Annotated in this window: 21 protein-coding genes and 1 tRNA gene; 5 read left to right on the forward strand and 17 right to left on the reverse strand. The window is 43.4% G+C overall.

Annotated features, from left to right (window positions below; all coding sequences use genetic code 11):
• Complete coding sequence (locus N475_RS08620) at window positions 1-10,023, reverse strand: hybrid non-ribosomal peptide synthetase/type I polyketide synthase (protein ID WP_063365065.1); 10,023 nt, start codon at window positions 10,021-10,023, stop codon at window positions 1-3.
• Window positions 10,024-11,013: 990 nt separating this feature from the next.
• Here N475_RS08620 and N475_RS08625 point away from each other — a divergent pair.
• The 4 genes from N475_RS08625 to N475_RS08640 all read left to right on the forward strand — a co-directional run bounded on the left by N475_RS08625 (window position 11,014) and on the right by N475_RS08640 (window position 14,948).
• Window positions 11,014-13,503, forward strand: a complete 2,490-nt coding sequence (locus N475_RS08625) for a putative bifunctional diguanylate cyclase/phosphodiesterase (RefSeq protein ID WP_081215874.1) — start codon at window positions 11,014-11,016, stop codon at window positions 13,501-13,503.
• A gap of 43 nt (window positions 13,504-13,546) precedes the next feature.
• Complete coding sequence (zur, locus tag N475_RS08630; protein WP_063356315.1) at window positions 13,547-13,981, forward strand: zinc uptake transcriptional repressor Zur; 435 nt, start codon at window positions 13,547-13,549, stop codon at window positions 13,979-13,981.
• Between the two features lie 71 nt (window positions 13,982-14,052).
• Window positions 14,053-14,520 (forward strand): chemotaxis protein CheX, encoded by a 468-nt coding sequence (locus N475_RS08635; RefSeq protein ID WP_063356314.1) that lies wholly within the window; start codon window positions 14,053-14,055, stop codon window positions 14,518-14,520.
• Window positions 14,517-14,948 (forward strand): secondary thiamine-phosphate synthase enzyme YjbQ, encoded by a 432-nt coding sequence (locus N475_RS08640; protein ID WP_063356313.1) that lies wholly within the window; start codon window positions 14,517-14,519, stop codon window positions 14,946-14,948. Before N475_RS08635 ends, N475_RS08640 begins: the two co-directional genes overlap by 4 nt.
• A gap of 30 nt (window positions 14,949-14,978) precedes the next feature.
• Here the strand turns inward: N475_RS08640 and alr are convergent, their stop codons facing one another.
• The 16 genes from alr to orn form a co-directional block, all read right to left on the reverse strand.
• Window positions 14,979-16,064: an alanine racemase gene (alr, locus tag N475_RS08645; protein WP_063356312.1), complete on the reverse strand. Its 1,086-nt coding sequence runs from the start codon at window positions 16,062-16,064 to the stop codon at window positions 14,979-14,981.
• Window positions 16,065-16,088: 24 nt separating this feature from the next.
• Complete coding sequence (gene dnaB, locus N475_RS08650) at window positions 16,089-17,468, reverse strand: replicative DNA helicase (protein ID WP_063356311.1); 1,380 nt, start codon at window positions 17,466-17,468, stop codon at window positions 16,089-16,091.
• A 128-nt stretch (window positions 17,469-17,596) separates the two neighbouring features.
• Window positions 17,597-18,538 (reverse strand): DUF4097 family beta strand repeat-containing protein, encoded by a 942-nt coding sequence (locus N475_RS08655; RefSeq protein WP_063356310.1) that lies wholly within the window; start codon window positions 18,536-18,538, stop codon window positions 17,597-17,599.
• Between the two features lie 10 nt (window positions 18,539-18,548).
• Window positions 18,549-19,061, reverse strand: a complete 513-nt coding sequence (locus tag N475_RS08660; RefSeq protein WP_227008471.1) for a hypothetical protein — start codon at window positions 19,059-19,061, stop codon at window positions 18,549-18,551.
• Window positions 19,048-19,599 (reverse strand): RNA polymerase sigma factor, encoded by a 552-nt coding sequence (locus N475_RS08665; protein WP_063356309.1) that lies wholly within the window; start codon window positions 19,597-19,599, stop codon window positions 19,048-19,050. Before N475_RS08665 ends, N475_RS08660 begins: the two co-directional genes overlap by 14 nt.
• A gap of 267 nt (window positions 19,600-19,866) precedes the next feature.
• The gene (locus N475_RS08670) at window positions 19,867-21,693 is read right to left on the reverse strand and encodes a DUF7305 domain-containing protein (protein ID WP_063356308.1); all 1,827 of its coding nucleotides are present in this window, start codon (window positions 21,691-21,693) and stop codon (window positions 19,867-19,869) included.
• 12 nt (window positions 21,694-21,705) lie between these two features.
• The gene (locus tag N475_RS08675) at window positions 21,706-22,281 is read right to left on the reverse strand and encodes a PilW family protein (protein WP_248846346.1); all 576 of its coding nucleotides are present in this window, start codon (window positions 22,279-22,281) and stop codon (window positions 21,706-21,708) included.
• A complete protein-coding gene (locus N475_RS08680) occupies window positions 22,223-22,696 on the reverse strand; it encodes a type IV pilus modification PilV family protein (protein ID WP_063356306.1) in 474 nt (157 codons plus the stop codon). Before N475_RS08680 ends, N475_RS08675 begins: the two co-directional genes overlap by 59 nt.
• The gene (locus N475_RS08685; RefSeq protein ID WP_063356305.1) at window positions 22,687-23,148 is read right to left on the reverse strand and encodes a GspH/FimT family pseudopilin; all 462 of its coding nucleotides are present in this window, start codon (window positions 23,146-23,148) and stop codon (window positions 22,687-22,689) included. Before N475_RS08685 ends, N475_RS08680 begins: the two co-directional genes overlap by 10 nt.
• On the reverse strand, window positions 23,135-23,560 hold the full coding sequence (locus N475_RS08690) for a type IV pilin protein (RefSeq protein ID WP_063356304.1): 426 nt from the start codon (window positions 23,558-23,560) through the stop codon (window positions 23,135-23,137). Before N475_RS08690 ends, N475_RS08685 begins: the two co-directional genes overlap by 14 nt.
• Window positions 23,561-23,912: 352 nt before the next feature.
• On the reverse strand, window positions 23,913-24,365 hold the full coding sequence (gene rplI, locus N475_RS08695; protein WP_063356303.1) for a 50S ribosomal protein L9: 453 nt from the start codon (window positions 24,363-24,365) through the stop codon (window positions 23,913-23,915).
• Between the two features lie 36 nt (window positions 24,366-24,401).
• A complete protein-coding gene (rpsR, locus tag N475_RS08700) occupies window positions 24,402-24,629 on the reverse strand; it encodes a 30S ribosomal protein S18 (protein ID WP_005493466.1) in 228 nt (75 codons plus the stop codon).
• An 11-nt stretch (window positions 24,630-24,640) separates the two neighbouring features.
• Window positions 24,641-24,970: a primosomal replication protein N gene (priB, locus tag N475_RS08705; RefSeq protein WP_063356302.1), complete on the reverse strand. Its 330-nt coding sequence runs from the start codon at window positions 24,968-24,970 to the stop codon at window positions 24,641-24,643.
• Between the two features lie 37 nt (window positions 24,971-25,007).
• Window positions 25,008-25,349, reverse strand: coding sequence for a 30S ribosomal protein S6 (gene rpsF, locus N475_RS08710; protein WP_023400735.1), 342 nt, complete (start codon window positions 25,347-25,349; stop codon window positions 25,008-25,010).
• Window positions 25,350-25,544: 195 nt separating this feature from the next.
• Window positions 25,545-25,620 (reverse strand) — tRNA-Gly (locus N475_RS08715).
• Between the two features lie 98 nt (window positions 25,621-25,718).
• Window positions 25,719-26,264, reverse strand: coding sequence for an oligoribonuclease (orn, locus tag N475_RS08720; protein ID WP_063356820.1), 546 nt, complete (start codon window positions 26,262-26,264; stop codon window positions 25,719-25,721).
• A 174-nt stretch (window positions 26,265-26,438) separates the two neighbouring features.
• On the opposite strand from orn, the gene rsgA reads away from it, so the two are divergent.
• A partial coding sequence (rsgA, locus tag N475_RS08725; RefSeq protein ID WP_155732555.1) for a GTPase RsgA occupies window positions 26,439-26,899 on the forward strand: 461 nt, incomplete at its 3' end.

Genomic DNA, 26,899 nt, shown 5'->3' on the forward strand with positions numbered 1-26,899 from the left:
CTACAAGTCCATCTCTGTCATGGATTGATCATCAAAAGCGGCGCTAATATCTCGGCCACTGACTATATCGCTTACTATCTCTACCTGAGGGTTACTTGATGTATTACCTTTGCCAATTTCAATAAGGCGTTTCGCCAAGGATTGAATGCTTGGATATTCAAAGACATCCGCCACAGTGCAACGCACCGAAAAACACTGGTTCACTCTAGATATCAACTGCATAGCAAGTACTGAATTGCCTCCGCAGTCAAAAAAGCTCACGTCTGTACTGAGTTTTTCTATCGGTAGTAATGCGCTAAAAAATGCATGTAATTGAGTTTCCTCGGGCGTTTCAGGGAGGCGTAGTACGTCTGTTGGAGTCACCTCTATTTGCGGTAAAGTGAGCGCTTTAAGGTCTAGCTTGCCATTTGGGGTTAGAGGCCAGGTCTCTATCCAGCTAATATACTCAGGCACCATATAGCTTGGCAGTTTCATCAATAGGTGCTGGCGAATTGCGCCGTAGCTCCACTGAACTTTAAGCTCACCATGTTCGATACAATAAGCACACAAACTCGCAGCTCCCTCGTGATCTTGCTTAACCAAGACCCGAACGTCATCACTGCCAATGAGTTTGCGAATTTGATATTCAATTTCACCAAGCTCAATGCGGTGACCATGTAATTTAACTTGGTTGTCTAATCGGCCTTGAAGCTGGAAACGGCCATCAGGTAACCTGCGAGCTCTATCACCCGTTTTGTAAAGTCTTATTGGTGAACCTTCAAAGTGCTGAGTAATAAAACTTTGCTGTGTTAGTTCTGCGCGATTTAAGTAACCATTCGCGAGACCCACTCCACCAATCCAAAGCTCTCCCCAAACACCTACAGGCAATGGTAAGCTGTCACATTCGGCTTGCTCAGGCATCACAAACAATGCTGTGTTGTCTATCCCGTGCCCAATACAAATATCATTGGCATCAGTGATTTGTTCCACACTCGACCATATGGTGGTCTCGGTTGGCCCGTACATGTTAAACACATGTGCACTATGGCGCAGCATAGTCTCAGCCAAATTTGGCTCCAAGGGCTCGCCGCCAGTTAGTAGCTTCAATCCCGAGACACTACTCGCAGAAGCTTTTAATAACATACGCCACAATGTTGGCGTCGCCTGCATTATCGTAATCTGCTCGGTATCCAACAGTTCAGTAATCGCCAAAGGATCACTACACACAACGTCATCAGCAATATAGACAAACGCACCACATACCAACGGCAAGTACAATTCAAGTGCCGCAATATCAAAAGCAACGGTAGTTACAGCCAGCATTCTGTCTGCACTTTGCACCCTAGGCATGCGAGCCATTGATTGTAGGAAGTTTGCCAATGCATCGTGGCGTATCTCAACGCCCTTGGGTCGACCACTTGAGCCCGAAGTATAAATAACATAGGCACGTTGTTGCGGTGCGACACTGCGACTTGGCACGGTGTCATTGCAAGCACAAATCGACTCTGATTCACTGTCTAAATTGATACAAGGACAACCGTTGCTAAGCATTTCTTGAATGCTGCTACACTGCGCGTCACAGAGTACTAAATCGGTCTGAGAATCTGTCACAATATCTCTGACTCGCGCTTGAGGAAAAGTTAAATCCAATGGTAAGTACGCGGCACCTGTTTTGAGTATGGCCAACAACGTTACCAGCAACTCACAACTACGCATCATCGCCACAGCGACAAGACTCTCACTACTGATTCCTTGCTGAATTAAATAGTGGGCTAGCTGATTTGAACGTTGGTGTAAAACCTCATAGCTCAACTGTAAATCCGAATCCTGAACTGCAATGCGTTTAGCAGAAGTAAACACTTGCTCTTCAATCATATCGAGTAATGTTATGCCTGACTGTTCACTGTGCAATTTTGCAATTTGCTCAGTCACCAACATACGCTGTGCATCCTCATTTAGCAGGGCGTATGCGGTGCTAGATAACACTTGTTCTGGCTGCGCTTTAGCAAGTGTCGAAAGCCATGCCTGTGCATAGCTTTGCATCATAACTTCATCAAACTTGTCACTGTTAAAATCAAGTTCTAATAGCCAATTGTCACCGACGTTAAGAATATTACAGTTTAGATCAAAGTGACCGTAACGCGTGTGGGTACTGACAGGGCTCAGCTCAACACCGTGAAATTGTGGAAATTGAGTCACTCTATCTAAATTAAAAACGGTCGTGGGCAAAATAAGATTTTGATTTGTCAGTGCAGAATAAGGGAAGTTAGCGTGATCTAGTCCATGTAACATTTGAGATTGAACTTGTTTGATGACATCTGCAAAAGTGCTTTGTGGCAAAACACGCACAACCAATGGCATCATATTGGTGCAATACCCTACCAATTTTTGGTCCAATAATTCCACGTCATATTGCTTGGCCAATAGTTGACGCGCAGATACTGGTACGTTTACAGCTATCACTTGTTGCTGACTCAACTTATGCAACCACACCACGTATCCCGCCAATAACGTAGCAAACAGACCACAGCTTTGTGACTTAGCAAGTGCCGATATATTAGCAATGACTGTTGGAGGGATCCGCAAACTGAGTTGCTTAACTCCATAACCATTTTGCTCGAAAGTCTGTTGCTGCGTTGGTAAAACCAGTGCTTCACTGTCGGCTAGGTTATCTATCCAAAACTCTTGATCTGCTCGATACAGCTTAGATTGCCGGTAGGCAGCCAGCTCAAATGCGTAGTCTGCGTACTGTGGAAGATCTTCACACTCCTCAGCATCATCATTATAGTGGGCTGCGATTCTGTCGATAATGAGCTGTAGAGATAAGCCATCACTGACAATATGATGTGCAACAATGCTCAAATAATGCTGTTCTTCTTCAGCTTGCACGATAGCAAAGCGGCACAATGCTTGATGTTCAAAGTCAAATGGAGCATAGCGCCACTGCGTTAACTGCTGCAACGCTTCTGCCTCATTGAGACGCAATGATGTTATGACCTCTAATCGCGGCGCTGGACGCTCCGTGTGAGTCAATGCATCAATATCAACACCTAAACTCAGTATCGAAAATTCAGCAATCACGCGGTCAACAGCATGGCTTAGCTGGTCAATATTGACCATGCCACTTAGTTTAACGCTCGCCTGTAAATGATACGCTAAAGCCCCCTGCTCTGAACGCATTGCCAAGGCCAGCAACTGTTGTTGTGCCTCCGTCAGTGCAAAAGCGGTGTTACGCGACCTCTGTTCTGGTAACGCTTGCTCATTGCTAAAATAACCTGCGTTTTTTAACGCCAATGCACTGGCCTTAACAGCTGCAATTATCGCCTCAATATCTGCATCGCTGTGCGCTGCGCTGATGAAACAATTGCGGCCTTCCCAAATGAATACGCCACGATTAAGTAATTCATAAAAGAAAACATCGAGATTTTGTGCAAAGGTAAAGCGAAACAGAGATGTGTATGACTCGACGCCAATAGGAATGCCATGCTGGGTGAAAAAGTCATTGAGTGTGGTTTGCAGGTATGTAGTTTTTTGTGCCAATTGTGCCTGTAACTGCGGCCCTTGACGCTTAATTTCCTTGAGCACCGCAGCCGCACTGACCATACTTAACGGGTGCTTACAGAACGTCCCAGCGAAAAATGTTGTGTCCGCTTGCGGATATGAGTTATCGCCATATTGCCAATTACCACCATCAATACCATCCAAGTATTCCGCGCTACCAGCGACCACACCGATTGGCAATCCTCCTCCGACAATTTTCCCGTAGGTGGCCATGTCAGCTTGGATCCCAAGCAGCGCTTGAACACCTCCAGGGTGTGCACGAAACCCAGTGATCATTTCATCAAAGATTAACGCGATACCCAGTTCCTTCGTTAATTCTCGAAGCTGCTTTACAAAGGCAAAAGGCTGTAAAGCAGGGTGGCGGCTTTGTACCGGCTCTACTAAAACTGCAGCAATACACTCAGCGTGTTCACGGATCTGCGCTAAAGCCGATTGTTCGCCATAATCTAACACCAGATTACCGCTTATTGCACCAGCTTGAACACCTGAGCACATCGGCTCTACTCCGGAACCATCAGGTGCATGGGTCGCAAGCGTACCATCGTAATGCCCATGATAAGACCCTGAAAATTGTACAATGCGATCTCGCTTTGTTTTGTTTCTCGCTAATCGCACCGCTGTCATGACTGCCTCTGTACCCGAGTTACAGAACGTTACGCGTTCCAGTCCAGTTAACTCTACGACGAGTTCAGCCACTTCGCATGCCGCAGGGCTAGCGAGTCCAAGCTGCATTCCATTGTCCAACTGTGCCACCAGTGCAGCATTCACAAACTCTGGCTTATGGCCAAATAAATTGACCCCAAAGTCCATCGTAATATCTATGTACTCGTTGTCGTCTATATCCCAGATCCGTGAACCTTCACAACGCTTGGCAAAGACTGGGTAGAGCATTTCCTTGCTCGATAAACGAAATCCAGCCGAAGCACGACAATCGGCTAGGTGCTTACGATGGGCAGCCACTAACTGCTTTGAACTCGACGTTTTTTCGCAGTAATGTTCACAAAGTGTTGTGGCGTGCGTCTTAACTTCAAAAGAGCTAGTTACAGCCTGAAGCTGCTTTTGTTGAAACCCAGGTAAAATAGTCTGAGTAGGCTGTTTGCTGGCCGCTGGCGATGTATTGCTCTTTTGCAGTATCGGCATTTCGTCTTGAGACTTAACCAAATCATGATCGCTGGTTGCCTGATTAGTCAGCCACCGTAATTGCTGTGCGGTTACAGTTTCTACTCCCAGCCTTGCAATTTCGTTGGTAATCGATGCCGCAGCTTGAAGCTGCGCATGACAAATAGCGGCAATTAGCCCTTGCTCTGTTTGGTGAGGCTGTTTTAACTCGTTTAATTCATTGTAAGTTGCTGCTGCCGTGTGTTGGGGCTGAGCAACCACAGTTGATACTTTCAGATAGTCACTGTGTTCAATAACATGCTCAACTAATAACTCAACGCAGCTCAATTCTTCATAAAACTGTCTAACACTAAATTCCAAATCAAACTGTTTCTCATAAGTGCGGACGGCGCGCATTATCATCAACGAATCAACACCCATCTCTAGCAGCGGCATGCGAGTGTCGATTTGCGTAGCAAGCATCCCAAGTTCATTGGCTAATGTATCAAGTACAAACTCTAAGATGGCGGCTCGCCGTGTATCTTCATCCGCGGACTCAAAACCTGCCGTCGATGATGCTGGTGTTTGCTTAACTGATTTTTGCTTTGCATCAGAGATCCAATGACGAGAAGGCTCAAAAGGATAAAGTGGTAGTGGCACTCTAGGTAGCTGTAAATCTTGCAACACCTGATAGATGTGCTGCCAATTCAACTTGTAACCGACTTCACACAAGCTCGCCACATCTGCAGCTAATCTTTCGTTGTCACTTCCAACTGCATTTAAAACATTTAAATACAGTGCATCAACACGTGGTAGGTTTTCTTGAAGCAGCGCATTTAGAATTGGTTTTGGTCCCATTTCCAAAGTGACAAAGGACTCTAATGCACTTAACTCATTTATACATGATGCAAATCGAACGGGCTGAACAATTTGCTCTACCCAATAATTGGCAGTAGTTAATGCTGTATGCTCTACCTCCCCTGTTTGAGAAGATACGAACTTGTATTTAGGCTGATTAAAAGTGACTTTATCAGCTACTTGAGAAAATTGAGGTAATACTGGTTCCATTAATGGTGAATGGAATGCACGTGCGGTATTTAGGCTCTTAAACCGGATCTTGCTTTGTTCAAGCGCTTGGCAAATTGTACCCATCGCTTGGTCACTGCCAGAAAATACCACACCGGCTTCACCATGATATGCCGAAATAGCAGCCTCTGCCGTAAAAGGTTGAATAAGTTGCTGCGCAAACTCACTGGAACACCGCGCCGCGACCATTGTCCCTTGCGCCGGGAGTTGTTGCATCAACTCTGCGCGTGCCGCCAACAATTCAATACACGCTGGTAACGACATAACTTCAGCGATACATGCCGCAGCATATTCACCAACGCTATGACTGATCAGTAAATCAGGTTCGATGCCTAAACTTTGCCACAATTTTGCCAAAGCATACTCAACTGCGAATACACTCAATTGTGCCCAGCGGGCTTGATGTATCAAGCCCGCTTTGTCACCTTGGTATAAAACATCTAGCAAGCGCTCCTCAAAATGCTCGCTCAGTAACGTATCGCATTCTTCAATTGCAGCCTTGAAAACCGCTTGGGTATCATAAAGGGATTTACCCATATCTGGATACTGCGCCCCTTGGCCGGTAAATAAAAACACAACTTTAGGCGCAGAGCCATTAAATATGCTCTTCCCTTGTTTCTCGAGTTTGGCAGGGTCATTTAAAGAGTGTAAATGCTGCAGTAGGTCTTCTTTACAGGTACCATAAAAAGCTTGCTTTACTCCTGTGGAAGGGAGGCTGTCAGCACAGTTGTAAACTAGAGTATTAAACGTTTGTTTATCGGCGTCTGCTAAACGTTCTCCATAACGCTTGGCCAACCTTGCCAGCGAACTTGCTGTTTTCGCACTCAATGGCAAGACATAAAATGGTGGATCTTGGCAAAGTACCGCGTGCTCGTGCTTATTCACAGGTGCAGATGCACAAATCACATGTGCGTTGGTGCCACCAAAACCAAACGAACTCAGGCCTGCAATTGCTGCGCTATTTACTGGCTTTGGCCAAGAGGCGAGTGTGCTGGGTACTTTTATTGAAAACTTATCCCAAGCGATATGCGGATTGAGCTTGCCCACGTAACGCTGGGGGGGGACTTGTTGATGCTCAAAACACAGTAGTGTTTTTATTAAGCCAGCCAGCCCAGCAGCAGACTCAAGGTGTCCTATATTGGCCTTAACAGAGCCAACCCAAAGCGCTTCTCCTTGTCTTTTTTCACCATATACCTGCTGAAGTGCCGATACTTCAATTGGATCACCAAGCTCAGTGCCTGTTCCATGTGCTTCTACGTATTGCACTTGCTGCGGCGAAACCTGTGCACTGTCGAGTGCCGCACGAATTACATCCTGCTGCGCGCGCCCATTTGGCGCTGTAATCCCATTGCTGCGACCATCTTGATTCACCGCACTACCTTTGAGCACACCATAAATCACATCATGGTCTTGCAAGGCCTGCTTTAAAGGCTTCAACAATACTGTACCGACGCCCTCACTTCGCACATATCCATTTGCATGCGCTGAAAACGTTTTGCATCGACCATCATTGGCCAGCATCTGCGCGTTATCACATGCTGCGCTTACTTCATCGCTCAGGATCAAATTGACGCCGCTCACCATAGCCATAGGAATTTGACCTGAACGAACCGCCTGCATGGCATGGTGCAGTGCAACCAGTGAAGAAGAGCATGCCGTATCGATTGCAAGACTTGGACCGGTAAAATTATAAAAATACGATAATCGATTTGCAGCAATACTTAACGCTGTGCCTGTACCAAGGTAAGCGTGGCTTTTTTGACTTTGTTGAGAAAGTGAAAAGTAATCGCTTTGCGAGATCCCGACATACACACCAACCCGCTGGCCAGCTAACGTAGAGGGCACATACCCAGCTGATTGAATTGCATGATAGCTATTTTCTAACAACAACCTTTGCTGGGGGTCAATATGGCTGGCTTCACTGGGTGCAATACCAAATAATGCATGGTCAAAAAGCTCTATTTCAGACAGATATCCACCAAACCGCTCACTATTAATGTCCTGTCCTAACGCTTTGCGTGTCTCGCTAGGTAATGAAATGGCGTCACTGCCCGACTCAAGTAACTGCCATAATGCTTCTGTATTTTCTGCATGTGGGTAACGACATGCCATACCAATCACAGCAATGTCATTCGACTGTGCCTTCGAGTTTTCTTGGTAAGGAGCTTGATTTGCAGGCATTGCGCCCTGCGTAGTACCACGCTCTCCAGTTTGAACTGATGTATTTAATCGCACCTCTGTGACGCCATCCAGCGCTTTACATACTTCTTCAAATTGGCATAAATACTCCGCTAGCTGGTTGATGCTTGGATACTCGTACAAAACGGTCGACTCCAGCTCAATACCGTGTAGCTCCATCAGTTCGCCAGAAATACGTACAGCTTTCATCGAGTCCACACCCAAAGACAAAAAGGAAGCATCTAGCTCCAATGACGCAGCTTCGACCCCCACTTCTGACGCAATAACTTGCTGCAGCAGCGCGCAGGCCTTTAACAAACGTACCTGTTGACTATCGCTTGAATTGCCAGTTGACTCAGCGGGCTTTTGTGTTTTGACTTCTTCTTTATCCTTGTGCGCTGCCAAAGGTTCAAAACGTGCTTCAAGGTATTGTTTTCTGTTTTCTTGGCGTTGGATTTTACCACTGGAGGTTTTGCATACTCGACCAGGCTTTATCAATAAAACGTCATAAGGTGTAATGCCATGCTGCTCGACAATTGCGGCAGTGATATTGGCAAAAACGCTTTCTGCGTCTAGCTTTCGGATTGCTGTGCGTTTAACTTGTTGCACAATCACTAGACGCTCTTCGTCGCCCACAGTAATGGAAAATGCGGCGCCGCCATTTGCATCAAGTGCGGGGTCAGACTCACTGACCGAAAGTTCAATGTCTTGTGGGTAGTAGTTTTTTCCTCTAAAGATCAACACATCTTTAGAGCGGCCCGTCACAAATAGCTCTTGATGGTGTAAAAAGCCAAGATCTCCAGTGCGTAAATAAGGCCCATCTTCTTCCCCTGCGATATACGCATCAAAAATTTCTGTGCTTAGTTCTGGTTTGTTCCAGTATCCCTTTGCAACACTATTTCCTTTTACCCAAATCTCGCCAATTTCTCCATCTAAACAACGCTGCTTAGTCTCAGGACAAGCAATTGTAATCTGGTGATTTTGCCAACTATGGCCACTTGAAACGGCGTAGTAATAATCACCATCATTGATAAATGCAGCATCTGCGGGTGACGTCTTTACCTGTGCACGGTTTTGCAACATGACTTTACTATCGAGGCAAAGTATCGTTGGCTTTTCAAGAATGTTACCACCCGTAGCAAATAGGGTGGTTTCAGCCATACCATAGCAAGGGGCTAGGCTTTCCCGGCGAAAACCGCATTGTTTAAACTTCTGATAAAAGCGCTCTAACGTGCTTGCTCTGACTGGCTCTGCACCATTTAACGCCGATTGCCAATGAGATAAATCCAATTCAGCTAGTTGCGCTTCCGTTATCGTATCAACACATAAGTCATAGGCAAAGTTGGGGGCACTGGATGTTACTCCTTTAAATTCACTCAAGAGTTTTAACCAGCGAAACGGCTTTTGTAAAAAGTAGGTAGGGTTCATCAAGCAAGCAGTGGCGCCAATATAAACAGGTTGCAATATTCCAAAAATGAGACCCATATCATGAAAATGAGGTAGCCAACTCACAATCGGAGTGCTTTCATCATGGCCAAATGCCACTTTCATCATTTCTTCGTTATCTACAATGTTGCCATGACTTACCATCACTCCTTTGGGTGCGCCTGTAGAACCTGAGGTATACTGCAAAAATGCCAATTCATGGGGTTCAGCTTGCGACACCTGCCAGTTTTTTGGAACCTCATTTTGTATCGAGTCTGTTGCAAATAATGCCAAATTGTTGAGGCTTGTTTCGGCTTCAAATAGTGGCCTCGCTATGGCATTGACTTTTTCGCTTGTTAATACCCCTTTCGCACCTGCATCAAAAATAATGCTCCTCAATCGCGCTATGTTCTGATTTTTTTTAGGAGGATAAACAGGTACTGCGACGACACCCGCATACAAACAAGCGAAGAATGCCTCAACAAATTCAAATCCAGAATTATAAAGTAATAGAGCTCTATCACCTTTTTCAAAGTGAAGGCTAAGCTGCGCGGCGATTTGCCGAGCGCGATAATCTAATTGTTGATAAGAAAGCGTTTTACCAGGTTGGTCGTCAGAGAAAAAGTAATGAAAAGCGGTATCGTCGCCACGCGTTTTTGCCAATGTAACTAATGCAGTCACTAAGTCTGTTTTCATGCCATGCCCGCAACAAGAGTGATTAATTGATCTCTCAGTTAAGAGCTAGGTCGACGTACTAAGTTGGAGGTTTCGCAATTAGGTACTTGTTCGCAATCCTAGCTTTAACCATTAAAATTGAATAAATATAATCAATTCAAAATTCACAACGAACAAACCGAACTGTGCACTACCTTGTTTGGTCACCAGTAAGGGCGTTTAAGTTGTAAATTAACATGGCTGATCAACTAAAATTCGAATTGAATTTAGTTAAAAAACTGCGCCAAAACCCACAAAAAAGAAATAAATAACAAAAACTTAATGTAGGCCCAATAAAAGAAAATACTACTCACGCAGGCACGACAACTAGACTACAAAATACAATACCTAGAATACTGAATATTCTTTTTTTTAAAAAATACTGTGTTTATGATGCTAACACACAAAACAAAAAAATAAATCAAAATTACTTAAAATTAACATTGACTTAATTTTTGACACCGAACAACACAGAGGTTTATTGTGTTTTCCTTATGAACACTACCCAATTCGCCAAATGGGGTAAATTACCCGCCATTACACCAATCAATACAAATAGGAACACGTACATCAAGACAGTATCGTTGCATTGGCTCGTATAATAACCATATAGGCTCAGTATGAATTCTTTTTGACTGATAAATAGAGCCATCTAACTCATGAATATAAAACGCTTAATCAATCTTTTTGATAAGCTAATTGTACACACCATCAGCCCATTACTAAGCAACCGGCAACACACAACAACACACTCATGGGGTTTGCTTTGACGATTCTCCCGCTCACATCTTGTGATTTAAACTATACTTAGCTCGAAGGTAGCCAGCACAGAAACATTGTTAGCGAGCGTTTAGCTGGTGTTATTGTTCTAACAGGAGTGTATACGCACATTCAACAGTAGCAAATTAAAGGACTAATGATTAAGTGATAGAGAGTATCGCTGGTCACTAACTGAGTGCTGAAGGACTAATAATGGATAAAGCGCGTTCTATAAACCTCAAATTTTGGCTAACCTTGATCTCTACATGCTGTGCTGCAATTTTCGCACTGTCGTTGATCCTATTTAGCTTTCAGGTGAAGAAGGACTTTTTGATAGAGGATACTCAAGCACATTTATCAACAACGCTGTCCCACACCATAAAAAGCCTTGAAGTAGCACCACAAATATCAACACTTAGCAGTATTATCACAAGCACATTGCATGTTCAGCAGTTTTCGCAAGTCATCGTCACCGATAAGCAGTTGAACATTTTGTATAGTTCAACGCCTAATCAAATTGGGGCAAATGCGTTGACGCTATTTCCCAGAATCTCAAATAATCTGGTTGGGCTCTCAAAAGAAGTTCCAATAAAGCATTTGTATAACACACAGCATGCGCTTTTCACTAGTTTCGGAAAAATTCATCATGCAGGTGCCCAAGATGATAACGCCAACTCCCGACCTTTCCTTATAGTCACTCAATATTCATTGTCTGAGAAAATAAACAACCTGTATACACACTACAATCACAACGTGTGGATTGTTATTGCTGCGGTACTGGCGATTTCCCTACTGGCAATTACCATCAGCTATCACTTTATTCACAAACCCATTGCTGTTTTGCTCGAACTCAGTGATCGGCTAGCCGATTTTAAGTTCAACCATGCGACCCATGTAACCGGGAGTGGTGAGTTAAAGCGACTGTCAGACAATTTGCACAGTGCTTCAAATACACTGCAACAAGGGTTTGAGCAAAAAAATCAAGCTCAGCAAAGCGCTCTGGAAAAGCAAAGTGTGTTAGAAGGCATTTTTTCAGCGCTACCGGATATTTTCTTTATTGTGGACAAAACAGGTAAGATTTTGGAATGCCATTATGGCAGTAACGGCACAATGAATATTCCAAAAATGCCATTTATAGGTCAAAAACTCATTGATGTTTTGCCCGCTCATGCGGCGAAGCATTTTACCAAAGCAATTTCAGCCACAGAGCAAAGCGGGCAGCTCACCCAAATTGAATACCGAATCGACGCCGACGATGTTATAAAGCACTTTGAAGCGCGCCTAAGTGCCATTCCCGAATCCCATAAATTGGTCGTCGCAGTGCGTGATATTACGGATAAAAAACGCCAAGAAGAGGTGATATTACATCATGCTTTTTACGATACATTGACCCAATTACCAAATCGTTTTCTCGCGCTTGATAGGCTTCAGCAGATGATCCATGAAGCTAAGCGAAATCAACAGTTAATAGCGGTTGGGTTTATCGATCTAGATGATTTTAAAAAAGTAAACGACTCAATGGGCCATGAGGTGGGCGATAAACTATTGGTGCACTCAGCCACAATTTTGAAAAACGCCTTGCGCAAACACGACACTGTGGCTCGGCTTGGAGGAGACGAGTTTATTGTTTTGCTCGGAGATATCACCGATCAGCATCACATATCCGCCATCGCAACTAAGTTGGTACATCTTTTTCGTTCACCTTTTGAAATAGACGATCGTTCTTTTACAATTTCCCTAAGCTTGGGCTTAGCTGTGTTTCCAAATGACGCGACAACCCCGAATGAATTGCTACGCAAAGCTGACTCAGCTATGTACAGTGCAAAACAACTTGGTCGTAACACCTTTTCATTTTTCACCGAAAGCATGAGCCAAGATTTAAATAGGCGCTTAATGCTTGAAGAGAAAATGCGTTTGGCGTTAACCAATGAACAGTTTGAGGTCTATTTTCAACCTCAATATGATTTGAGCAGCCAATATGTCGTAGGCGCCGAAGCGTTGCTGCGCTGGCATGATGATGAATTAGGGTGGATATCGCCTGGCGAGTTTATACCACTTGCCGAGCAAACGGGTTACATCATAGAGCTAGGACAATTTGTTTTAGAAACGGCAATCAAGCAGATCCACAACTTGCAAATAACTCTGAGCACACCTTTTCGTATCGCGGTTAACTTATCGCCAAGGCAATTCAAAGACCCCAGTTTAGTTAATACCATAAGCCACTTAATCAGTGAGTTTAAAATCGACACTGCTCTACTAGAACTAGAAATTACCGAAGGCGTATTACTCAGTGGCGATGAGCTCGTCAGAGATGCCCTGTTTGAGCTACACCAACTGGGGATTCTCATCTCAATGGATGACTTTGGTACAGGTTACTCCTCTCTTAACTATTTACGGCAATATCCATTCGACGTGTTGAAAATAGATCAAAGTTTTATTTTCGATATGAATACCAGTGAGCAAGTGCAACAGCTGGTTAATGCGATCATCGTCATGTCGCATAATTTAGGTATAAAAGTGATCGCCGAAGGTATAGAAACACAACTACAATTAGAGACCTTGGCCGCAATGAATTGTGACTTTGGTCAAGGCTACTTTTTAGGTAAACCTATGTCAAAAATTGATTTTGAGGCGTGGTTGACGCAATATGCTCTTCAACCGTTGAATATTGAGAATAAATCCTTGTCGATACAAGACTATTAAAATGAATATGTTAGTATTGGGAAGTAGTGTAAGGATTTAGAAGATGAATATAGAACTACTTGTTAGTAAAGCGAAACAGGTCTGCGATAACCGCGGAGCCCGTTTTACACCGATTAGAGAAAAAGTATTTCGATTGCTCGCGACAAAACAAGGTGGCGTAGGTGCATATGATCTGTTAGAAGAATTAAAATTGACAGAGGCCAGTGCTAAACCTGCAACCGTGTATCGTGCGCTGGATTTTTTGGCTGAACTTGGTTTCATCCATAAAATTGAAAGCACTAACTCGTTTATGCTGTGTCACCATTTTGATCATATCCATCCAGTTCAATTGTTGATCTGTGATAGCTGTGGACATGTGCAAGAGCTGCACTCTGGTGCAATTTCTCACGAATTGAATAACTTATCAGCAGAAAAAGGCTTTAAAGTTAAAGCACAGACGATTGAAGCTCACGGGCTTTGCGAAAAGTGCCAACAGTAGTGCAGCTGGTAAAAAAGCCACTACACTTAAGACAATGACTGCAACAATGAATAAAACAAGGGAACAATAATATGAATGTTGAGTTCATCAACCCTTTTTTATCTTCACTAATAAATGTATTAGCTACAATGGCACAAACTGAGCTCACGCCAGGGAAGCCAAAGATAAAAAAAGATGAAGTCGCCAGAGGAGATGTGTCGGGACTAATTGGTATGGTTGGCCCGCAAACCAAAGGTTCTTTTTCAATTACTTTTGACGAAAGCTTAGCACTGGCCATTATGGAAAGAATGCTAGGTGAAAGACCTGACGGTATTAATGAAGAAGTAACGGACATGGTAGGCGAAATCACCAATATGGTTACTGGCGGAGCCAAAAACCTACTAGGTGAAAAAGGTTATGATTTCGACATGGCGACCCCATTGGTTGTTTCGGGACCAGGGCACACCATTACACATAAATGTGAAGGCGCAAAAATCATTATGCCATTCACATCTGATGATGGTAACGCAAACATAGAGGTCAGCTTCGATAAACTATGAGTTGGCACCAAACAGTAATCACGTTGAGGCCTCGAGCTCGGGGCTTTCATCTCGTTGACGATGAATTACTCACACACCTTCCTCAATTGGGCTATTACAAAGTCGGCCTATTACACCTATTTATTCAACATACCTCTGCCAGTCTCACAATAAATGAGAATGCTGACCCTACTGTAAGAATGGATATGGAAAGCCACTTTAACCACTACGTGCCACAAAATCAAAGCTACTACAGACATGATTATGAGGGCGATGACGATATGCCAGCGCATATCAAATCCAGTACACTGGGTTGTGAGGTAACAATTCCAATTTACCAGGGCACTTTAAAGCTTGGAACTTGGCAAGGTATCTATTTAGGCGAACACAGAGATCATGGTGGGCCTCGCAAAGTTGTGGCAACCATGCAAGGGCAGCTCCTTGAGTAATAAATGTTGTTAAGTTGCCCTTAACTTTGGTTACCCGTCAGCCTGATAGTCATAGCTAACGCGCGGTGTAATGTTACAGAGTAGCTCATATGGAATAGTGTCTGCACAAATTGCAATTTCCTCTACGGGCAAACTAGGCCCCCACATTTCCACTTCATCACCAACATGAATACTCTTGTCATTGCTGCCTATATCCACGGTAATCATGTCCATGGATATGCTACCTACGATACCGTATCGTTCACCTTTAATAACCACAGGTGTCCCCTCTCTCGCATGGCGAGGATACCCATCGCCATAACCCATAGCAACCACTGCAAGTGTCGTATCTTCTTTACAGGTCCAACGACCGCCATATCCTATACGGTCACCAGACACAACGTGCTTAATTGCAATAACACGAGTTTTTAGACGCATCACTGGCTTCAATGCATGATCGACACCAACGCAATCAAGCATAGGCGATACACCATATAGCATGAGACCTGAGCGTACCCAGTCAAAATGCGCATCAGGCCAACCAATAATACCAGCGGAGTTGGCCAAGCACAGCGCGTCACTCTGACCTTTGACCAATTTGGTAAAAGAGGCGATTTGCAGGGCGGTAAAGTGATTGTTGAGATCGTCAGCACAAGGAAAGTGGGTCATCAACTTAGTATCAGCTTTAACATTCGGAGATTGTTTAAGGCGAGTATAAAACTCCTCAAATTGTTCAGGCTCGATACCTAAGCGATGCATGCCTGTATCTATTTTCAGCCATACCGATATCGGTGCTTCTAACTGGCAAGCTTCAATAGCAGCGAGCTGATTTTCATCATGAACAACAGTCTCAAAATTATTGGCCAATAAAATAGGCAGATCACTTGAATCAAAAAAGCCCTCTAGGAGAATAATAGGCTTTGTCAGGCCGCCCGCCCTAAGTGCTAAAGCCTCATCTATACGAGCAACAGCAAACGCATCTGCCCCCTGTAAGCACTGCGCAATTTTCACTAACCCGTGCCCATAGGCATTGGCTTTCAGTACCGCCATCACTTTTGAAGACGGCGCCATTTGTTTTACGATAGCCAAATTATGTCGCAGCGCGTTAATATCTATTTCGGCTGTTGCTAAACGCATTTTAATACCCTTATTTATTTGGGCTTAATACTCATCATCCAGTGCAGGCCCAGCATAATTGTCAAAACGTGAGTATTGACCTTGGAAGGTTAACCTGACCTTACCAATTGGACCATTACGCTGTTTACCTATAATTATTTCTGCAGTACCTTTATCTGGACTATCATCGTTATATACTTCATCTCGATAGATAAACATAATTAAGTCGGCATCCTGCTCGATCGATCCCGATTCCCTCAAGTCAGAGTTTACAGGTCGCTTATCTGCACGTTGCTCTAGAGTACGATTTAGCTGTGAAAGGGCAATAACTGGACATTCGAGCTCTTTTGCCAGTGCTTTTAATGAGCGTGAAATTTCCGCGATTTCTAGAGTACGATTGTCAGACAAACTTGGTACTCGCATTAACTGCAAATAGTCAACCATGATCATACTGATACCACCATGGTCTCGTGCAATACGGCGTGCTCGCGAGCGCACATCTGTTGGCGTTAGGCCTGATGCATCATCAATGTACATCTGGCCTTTTTCCATCAACAGCCCCATAGTTGAAGAGAGCCTTGCCCAGTCGTCATCATCTAATTGACCGGTTCTCACTTTGGTTTGGTTGATGCGGCCAAGTGATGCCAACATCCTCATCATAATCTGTTCGGAGGGCATCTCTAAAGAATAAATAAGTACAGGCTTGTCTTGTGTCATCGCAGCATGCTCTGCCAAGTTCATTGCAAATGTCGTTTTACCCATTGAAGGACGCGCTGCAACGATAATTAGATCCGAAGGCTGCAAGCCCGCCGTCATTTTGTCTAAGTCTGAATAACCCGAACTCACACCTGTCACACCATCCTGCGGAGACTGATACAATTCTTCAATTTTATCTATGGTTTTTTCCAAGATGCTGTGAATATTTTGAGGTCCTTCAGTACTCTTACTGCGTTGTTCAGCAATTTTGAATACTTTACTTTCAGCAAGGTCTAATAGGTCATGACTTGTGCGACCTTCAGGGTTAAAGCCCGCCTCCGCGATTTCATTGGCAACAGAGATCATTTCTCTTACTACCGCCCTTTCACGCACAATACTGGCATACGCATCAATATTGGCAGCACTGGGGGTATTTTTTGCGATTTCAGCTAAATATGCAAAACCACCGATAGAATCGAGTTGGTTATTCTTCTCAAGGTTTTCAGAAATCGTTATTAAATCAATTGGCTGACCAAGCTCAACGAGTTTAGTCATGGCTTCAAAGATCAGTTTATGTGTGCGGGTGTAAAAGTCTTGAGCAACGACAAGCTCTGCTACGCGGTCAAATGCTTGGTTATCGAGCATCAGACCACCCAAAACAGACTGCTCTGCTTCAATTGAATGTGGAGGAACTTTTAGTGTATCGACTTGTTGATCAGGTTTGGCCATATTACGACAAAAACAAATGAGTGGATTTGTTATTGTAACCCTAAATCAAAAAAAACTGAATGCTGATTAGTTGTCTAAAGCTATACAAGGAAAAGGAACAACCTGTTCACACAGGTCGTTCCGCTCAATTAATTCTTTTTCAGAGCGATACGTCCGCTGACCGTATCAATTTCAACGTCTGCATCCCCACCTGCTATACTAAACTCTAGCTCACGAGAAGGACCATACTTCGCTTTTTTAACTTTGTCACTGCTTAGCTCATTAATGATTTTTCCACCTGCATGGGCATCAATGTCAAATCGCGCAGAAAGATCTTTCGGAAAATATAAATCGACATCACCACTGACAGACTCAAGATTCATCCTTGCATTTGGCAACAGTTTCTTGGTGCGGATTTCAATTTCCCCATTTACCGTATTCAACCTAAGCTCTTGTAATTCAGCGATTTCAAATTCGACCTCTCCATTGACATTTTCGAGCCTGATCTCTTTGGCTGAAGTGTTGCTCTCTATAGATCCATTTACGGCATTAAAACGCAACTTTCCCGCAGAGCCCATATCCTCTATATCACCATTGACAGTCTCATATCGTACGCGGCCGCTTAAATCCTTGCCATCAATATTGCCATTCACGGTTTCCAACCTTACCTTACCTTCAATTTGGCTCGCTTTAATATCTCCATTAACCGTTTTGATAAACGCGCCAGCCAGAAGCTGAGACACTTCGATATCAACTTGGACTCCCTCGAACACCAACTCACTTTGCCGTGGCATGAAAATAGTTAATTCAGACCCTTCATGTTGACGGCCCCACCCTTTAACACGAGAAGGCATCTCTACAATAAATTCTGTTTTGCTACCATTATTGACAAGCTTGAAGCCTTTAGCCGCTTCGTCTAGTTCTCCTTCAACTTTAAATTTGCCCTTGTCCCACGTTTTGATAACGACATTACCACGCTGGTTTTCGATAAATACTTTGCCATCTTGCTCAATATCAATCTCTTTATTAATTTTCTCGCCAGCCAGTACCGCTGCGGGCAACAATGCCAAACTCAATATAATTGCTTTCATCCTACTTCTCCTAAATCTGTTGCCAACGGGGTTGATGCACCCGGTTAATTAAATCTAATTGCTGCTGATAAACTTGCGCCAACATTTGCAGTAACGCGGCGTTTTCGGGGTCGTTTTCTAGCGCCGTTTTAATCGCTTGTTCTGCTTGCTCTAATTCTTGCAACTGTACTTGCCAATCATTGGTCAGCGCAGGCTGAGAACCGTACTGCACAAGTAGAGTCTGCTTTTGCTGTTCGAAGTAAGCGCTCATTTGCACTACGGGGTTTTGCTCTGGTGGCTTCATACTAAAATACACCGCGCACATACCAATAAGTGTTGAAGCAGCAATGGCAGAGAGATTTCGCCATGCCCCACTGCGCGTTGCTCGACTTTCACTATCAATACTAGAGTGAGGCGCGGAGTTAATGGCTTTTTCAACGCCAGGCCAAAGCGACTTTTGAGGTTCTGGCATTTGTTCTGGATTGTTTTTTTGCTCCAACCCCTTCGCTAAAAACTCGTCAAAGTTCGATTTAGTCATTTTCATACCACTCCTGTAACAACTTTTTGGCTCTGTGATACTGAGATTTACTCGATCCAACCGCCATCGATAGCATAGTTGCAATTTCTTCGTGTCTGTACCCTTCAACTGCGTGTAACACAAACACCAATCGTGCTCGCTCAGGCAATCGTAATATCAACTTATCCAACCCATTCAAGTCCCCACACAAAGCTATACCCGCTTCATCCATACCACTATTCTCAATGCTAACAACCTTTTGTAGCCAGTTTTTATGCTTACGCAGATAACTAATAGCAATATTCGAGGTCACACTGTGAAGCCAAGTGGTGAAACGTGACTGCCCATTAAACTGAGAGATTTTGTGCCACAACTGTACAAACACCTCTTGGCAAGCATCTTCCGCATGTGCTTGGTCAGCAAGTAGCCTCAAGCACAGCGCATATACGCGCCGATGACACTGTTCATACAACGCGGCAAAAGCAACCTGATCTCCCTGCTGAGTGCGCAGCACTAGCTCGTCAAGCGTATCGTCTGCAAATGCGTTTTGTGCATCAACCAACATATTTAAATTCCTTTACTACAAGGCGAAGATGATGACATATCTCTCCAAGAAAAAAAGCAATAACCAAATAAAATCAAAGTTTAATGCAGTCACTTTTTCATGTTTTATGTGGAGAATTCACCCGCCATTGCAGTGTTTTTATTTAATTAATGAGACGCAAACGAAACAGAAAAGGTTTAAAGGGAATTAAAAAGTTTTTGATTAGCTAACTTGGGAGGCCAAAATAAAGAAAGGAATTGGTCACTACAGCTTCCAGCAATACAAACTTTACTTTGCATTGCCGGACGTTTCATCGGTATTACTAAATGCTTCAGGGTGTTTATATCGCCAGCCATCAAACTTCAATTGAGCCGGTGTTTTTACGGTTCCGCCACTGCCTATTTTCAGGTTTTTCAATGCTTCATCAAAATGTACACCACTGCCACCATGCGCTTCGATTGTGGCACCTCGAACGGTACCAAAAAACTGACCACTCCCCGTCATCGAAATAGAAGTTAAAGGTGCATAGATAACCGCATATAATGAAGAGGTACCACTCACTTTGACGCCAGGCTTATTCTTTTGACTCGGATCATTAGGATCAGCCTGATACGATGAAAAAATACTAAACGTGCCCCAACCACTGGCTGTGATACCAGGTTTTTCAGTGACAATTTGTGCGCTGGCCCCTAAGTTGACTTTACCTGTTACAAAGATAGTCAGGCTAGACTTTTCTTTGATTATCAGCCTGCTGTTTCCGCCCATGGTAAAATCACCATCAACTAACCAGACTACGTCACCGCCTTTGATTGAACCACCATCAATAACAACGACACCATCACTGCCAATGTTGACATTTTTCATACCAAAAGCATATTCAGTGTCTGGCGTACTTGCCCTGTCGTGGTTCTGCTTATTGGTATCAAACAGATAGATATTCGTTGCTTGCGCGTTGAGCGAAGAACCATCCCCTCCTTTTGTATAGTTGCCAATGTGGGGCGTAAATTTGTACTCCTGTTGAGCACCAACTGTGAAGTCTAGATAACTGTTATTTTCATCAATCACATTCGGCATATTCGCTGGTAATGCCAGCGGATCACACTCTTTGTCTGGGTTTGTGGGGTCGTAATCAGGAGAAGTTGGGTCGTACACTCGCACCGCTTCAACATTAGGGTTTACATTAAACTTCGCAGCTGAGTAGTTGATTCCATCTTGCGAGTGCTCGGTGGCCTCTTCAAACTTACCTGTGCCACCATATTGGATATCTAGTGCTTCTTTTTGTTCATTGAGAATATCGGCTCCCCACAGCATTTCGACGTTACCGTTAGCGCGTACAACACCAGAAATATCACCACCTCGGTGCGTCACAAAGCCTTGTGTCAATACATTGCCTTGAACTCGCAATCCACCGCCATAAGAAATATCGATACCCGTATTAGACTGCACATCACCAATAACTGGAGAGGACCCCTTTAGATATAAAATTCCCGATGCTTTTACATCCCCTTCAATGGGTGAATGACCAGATAACACCACATCGGCATCACCAATCACCGTGTTTACATCACCATTACTAGAGCGTGTTGCATCGTATGTTCCTTTTGAAGAATCATAACTGTCAACCAAGCCACTACCGGATAGGTTTACCCCCTTGCAGCCAGTCACCGCATTTTTAAAGGTTGGCTCTAGGACGGCTTCAGTGTAGGTAAAAACCGCAACCATATTATTGGCTGCATTAAGCGCATATTTTTGGCCCAAACTTGCAATTTCAATGCTTGTAGTACCATCGGCATTCGTAACAATTGAGTGCTGAGTTGCAAACTTACCCCTGCCATATTCTCTATTAGCATCATCATTGAGCCCAGGTATTGCAGCTATAAGCTGTTCCGCCGTAGCGTCCGAGTTATTCGCGATGTAATCATTCAAATCATCAGCACTAGCAAAGACGCCTTTTTCAGCTTGAAGTCTGGCATTAAGGTCTTTTTGGAAGTTGCCACTCAGACGCTCTTGTACCAAGGTATCTTTCATCGACGTGAACACAACCACACTCGCCATCGTGCTTAAAAGCATGACTTTGACAAGAGTAAAACCTGATTGTCTTACAAAACGTTGCATCGATTGTCAGTCCTAAGTTGGATTTCGCCAAACGGCTTTATCAAGCACTAAGCGGCTAGCCGCAATATCAATTTGAATACCTGTTTCAAATTGCTTTGGAATATTCTCTGGGGTCACAGAAATACTGACCAAGATCCCTGAACTCTTGAACGTCAGTGATTGTATGCCCCTAAGTAATTGAACCGGCCCATTGCCAATATCACACGTTAAATAGCCACTGATCAGGGTATAAACTTCTGAGTATGCAGCATTGGGAATACTGCCATCACAAGCCAACATCCCTGCACCTTGATGAACAGTCAATACTGTGAACTTATTTGAGATCTCATTGGAGACTTCGGGAAACTTGTTGGTTTGCTTAATACTGCGAGTCAAAGCTTGGCTGGTGTAACGCACAACTTCCTGCGCGTGTGATAGCTCTTTACTCGCCACCACTGTGCTTTTAATCGCAGTATACGACATCGCTACACCAGACAGCAAAAACAATCCCGCAGCCATAGCAACGAGTAACTCAATTAAGGTATATCCCTTAACTCGCTGGTTTATTGAATACACATTGACCTTCATCGGGAGCAGGAACATAAACATAACTGGCTACTAAAGTAATCTTATTTAAAGCGCTGTCCTCATTCACTCGGCTATCTTGCCAACTAACTGAAAACTCCACGTCTCTTCGTTCTGAAATAAGTGGAGTAGACTGTGCATCATTGTATATTTTCGGCTCAATACTCAATGTAAATCGTGAATCTTCAGGCTGTAAATTAGCAACACGAGGGTTATTTATTAATAATAGGTCTTGATCCTCATGCTCAAAATAACACAGTTCATTCCACATTCGTTCTATGGCGTTTTGTCCATTGACCAACGCCACCGTGTAATAAAAACTGTTATTCGCAAACTGGAGTGATTTTAATTGAGCACCTGCAAGTCCCAGTAATGCGACTCCGGCGATAACAATAGATACCATCACTTCAATCAGTGAAAAGCCCTTTACTACGCGCAATTTTCTGCTGCCTCACTAACCCAACTTTGACCACTACGTAAAATACATAGACGATAATCTCGTGTGCTATTATCGTTGTCGCTTACCAATATATTGCTCATAAAGTTTAGCTCACCCGTTGATCTTACCTCACGATCTACAAGATCGACATAGATAGATTCGTGTCCAATTGTAAACTTACGTAACGTTTTTTCCCTGCCATCCACCATGGTCGTCACAAGCCAATTTGACTCCTGCTTTACAAGCTTAACTGTTTGCTCTCTTTTTACTGCTTCACTGCGCGCATATTGGTAAACACTATTCAAGGTGTGAACATTTGAGTCCACTCTATCTTGTTTAATGTAGGTGATCACAGACGGCATTGCCAAACTGGCTAATACAGCTACCAAAGCAACACATACTAATAATTCGATCAGTGTTACGCCTTGCTCTTTAGACTTACCAACAATCATTATTTTGCCCCTGTGAAGACTCATTACTTTGCTCATCGAGCGTTAATACACCACATACATCCGATGCCTGAGTGCTACCAGATTTTGGTGTCGCGGTTAGGTTAAACTCCAAGTTTCTATGTGTACCTAATGCACCGTCAGGCTTACCAAGTGGCACATATCTCAATGTGTAATAATCTGACTTCTGTACAATTTCAAAAATATCTGTATTTGGATAGCCTCCATTTCTAGAGTAAATACGCTCTAGTCTAGCGGCTTCTTGATACATCATCTGCTGTACATCAGCACGATTTCCTTTACGTAGATACTCCATGTAATTTGGCAATGCAATGCTTGCAAGAATAGCAACCAATGCCACGACCATTAGCACTTCAATTAAAGTGAATCCACGCAAATAACGACTATTAACCATTGTTCTCCTAATCTGAATGATAACGCTGTCATTACCTACAAATAACACTGTATGATAATTAACCAGCAAAAAAAAGTGTCTAGTACAAAAGAGTTAACTAAATTATCACAAATCAAACTTATATAAAATGGGTACGCTATTACAAGCAATTACTTGAGTAATTTTTATCTAAAATATAAGACGTTTATATGCCCAATATTGTGATTTAGATTAATTTTTCAACTTGTGTGATGAATCTTCCGTGAGCAATCGTTCTAAAAACCGACTTTTTACACTGAAAATTTATGTCGTTGTTATTTTTCAGGGGAGAGATAAAACCGCACACAGGGTGTGCGGTTTATGCTTAAATAAATTAAGCTTCTGCGATAACGATAACTTTAATAGTTGCCGTTACGTCAGAGTGAAGCTGGATAGCTACGTCAAATTCGCCAGTCTCACGGATAGTACCTAGAGGTAAACGAACTTCAGCTTTAGCTACTTCAACACCTACTGCAGAAATCGCTTCAGCGATGTCACGAGTACCGATAGAGCCGAATAGCTTACCTTCGTCACCCGCTTTAGAAACTAGAGTAACTTCAGCTAGTGCTTCAAGTTTTTCAGCACGTGCTTGAGAAGCTGTTAGCTCTTCTGCGATTTTTGCTTCTAGCTCAGCGCGGCGAGCTTCGAAAGTTTCGATGTTAGCTTTGTTTGCAGGAACTGCTTTACCCTTAGGGAATAAGAAGTTACGTGCGAAGCCAGATTTAACAGAAACCTGGTCACCTAGGTTACCTAGGTTAGCGATCTTGTCTAGTAGAATAACTTGCATGTCTCTACACCTTTTAAAAACTATTAATCAGCCGGCTTACTTGTGTAAGTCAGTGTACGGAAGAAGGGCTAGGTAGCGAGCACGCTTGATAGCTGCTGCTAGCTGACGCTGGTACTTAGCGCTTGTACCTGTGATACGGCTAGGTACGATTTTGCCACTTTCAGTTACATAGTTTTTAAGAGTAGCTAGATCTTTGTAATCGATTTGTTGTACGCCTTCTGCTTTGAAACGGCAGAACTTACGACGTCTGAAATAACGTGCCATGAGTAATTTCCTCAATTAATTCTTTCAATATGTTGTGCGTGAAGTACAAGTTGACTTAAACCATTCCGGCTTTCGTGGCGATTTAAAAAACCGCTGACTTGTAACCCCTGCCCAACGTATAAATGCTCTAGTTGAGTTCGGAATTTATCTCCACTGGCAACCACCTGAATGCGAACATAACTGTTGCGATTAAGGTCGGCTTCAACTTGCATCGATCTGTGCTCTAAAACAAAAATACAATGCGCGATGCCAGCAGGACTTTGACTATATTTCGGTGTTTTACAAACAACCCCAGACAAAACAAATTGATTTGTATACAGGTCAGTTTGAGTTTGCACCATAACCTCTAAAGGTAAGTCAAATCCGAATCAATAACGATTAAGCAGATGCTGCTTCTTTTTTCTCTTCTTTTGCAAGAGGAGAAGCTTCAGTTACAGCGTTCTTAGTACGCATAACTAGGTTACGTAGCACTGCATCGTTGTAGCGGAAAGAAGTTTCAAGCTCGTTGATTACTTCAGTTGGCGCTTCAACGTTCAAAAGAACATAGTGTGCTTTGTGAAGCTTTTCGATTGGGTAAGCCAGTTGACGACGACCCCAGTCTTCTAAACGGTGGATAGTACCGCCAGCTTCAGTGATAGAACCAGTATAACGCTCGATCATACCTGGAACTTGCTCACTTTGGTCTGGGTGAACCATGAATACGATTTCGTAATGACGCATGGATATTCCTTACGGTTAGTATAGCCTCGTCCCGTTTCGGCCAGCCGGGTTAAGGCAAGGAACGACTAATATGGCCGAAAGAGCGCGTATTTTACGCATAGCGCTAAAAATAAGCAATGTTTTTATGCAAAAAATCAGGATTAATAGAGAAAATAGTTATAAGGAATTGATATAAGAGAATATAAGATAAGAGATTGGAGCGGCACACGAGGTTCGAACTCGTGACCTCGACCTTGGCAAGGTCGCGCTCTACCAGCTGAGCTAGTGCCGCTTCATACCCGCTCTGGACACATCTCAATAAATATTGAACTTGTCCTTTCAAGCGGGGCAGGATTCTACAAGATACGAAAAGCTTTGCAAGTACTTTTTTTAAATTTTGAAGAATTTTTGCTGATAAACCTTCAACTCCATGATGGAGTCTTTGATATCGTCCAATGCCAAATGCGAGCTTTTTTTCTGAATATCCTTCAACAACTCAGGTCGCCAACGACGCGCCAGTTCCTTAATGGTACTTACATCCAAGTTGCGGTAATGAAAATATGCCTCTAGTTCGGGCATATACTTATGTAAAAAGCGACGATCTTGGCCAATTGAATTACCACACATGGGAGATTTTCCAGGTGGGACCCACTGTTTTAAAAAATCGAGTGTTTCTTTAACAGCATAAGCTTCATCAAAAGTACTCGCTTTACAGCGAGCGGTAAGACCTGAACGACCGTGTTGGTTGGTACACCACTCATCCATGTTGTCCAGTAAGTCATCGCTTTGATGTATAGCAATTACAGGGCCTTCCGCTAACACATTGAGATCAACATCAGTGATCACCGTAGCGATTTCGAGAATTTTATCTGTTTTAGGTTCTAGCCCTGTCATCTCTAGGTCGAGCCATACCAAGTTTGATTCATGAAAAGACATACACTACCTTAGCGGTACTTTCCTTTAGATCCAATGCAATTAGATATATCATATTAGCTTCATCACTCGACCAAAAGCTTTTTTTTACAAAGCGGGGCAATTTTATTGAGTTATAGCCTATGAATGGCTTATACACCAATCATTCGCAATAATTCGTCTCGTGAGTTTATTGATATGGCAAAACGTAAAAAACTCAGTCATGGCCAATCCAGAAGGATTAAGGCCAACCACCAAAAGCGTTTGGCTAAAGCCAAACATAATGAAAGCGCTGAATTGCAATGGCAATCAGATAACTTAGGCCCCACAGAAAATGCGACTGTTGTTAGTCGCTTTGGTCAGCATGCAGATGTCGAAGCTCAAGATGGCGAAGTACTGCGCTGTAATATTAGACGTACCGTAGGCAGCATAGTATGTGGCGATAATGTCATATTTCGTCGCGCCAAAGTAAGTGAAGGCGACCTTGCTGGCGTTATTGAGGCCGTAGAAGAGCGACGCTCACAGCTAACTCGTCCTGACTTTTATGACGGCGTTAAAGTTGTTGCTGCAAACATCGATCAGATCCTCATGGTTTCTGCGGTAGTGCCTGAATTTACACCTCAGATCATCGATAGATACTTAGTGGCATGCGAAGACAT

It is taken from the genome of Pseudoalteromonas luteoviolacea DSM 6061, assembly GCF_001625655.1.
In the GTDB taxonomy this organism is placed as follows: Bacteria; Pseudomonadota; Gammaproteobacteria; order Enterobacterales; family Alteromonadaceae; genus Pseudoalteromonas; species Pseudoalteromonas luteoviolacea.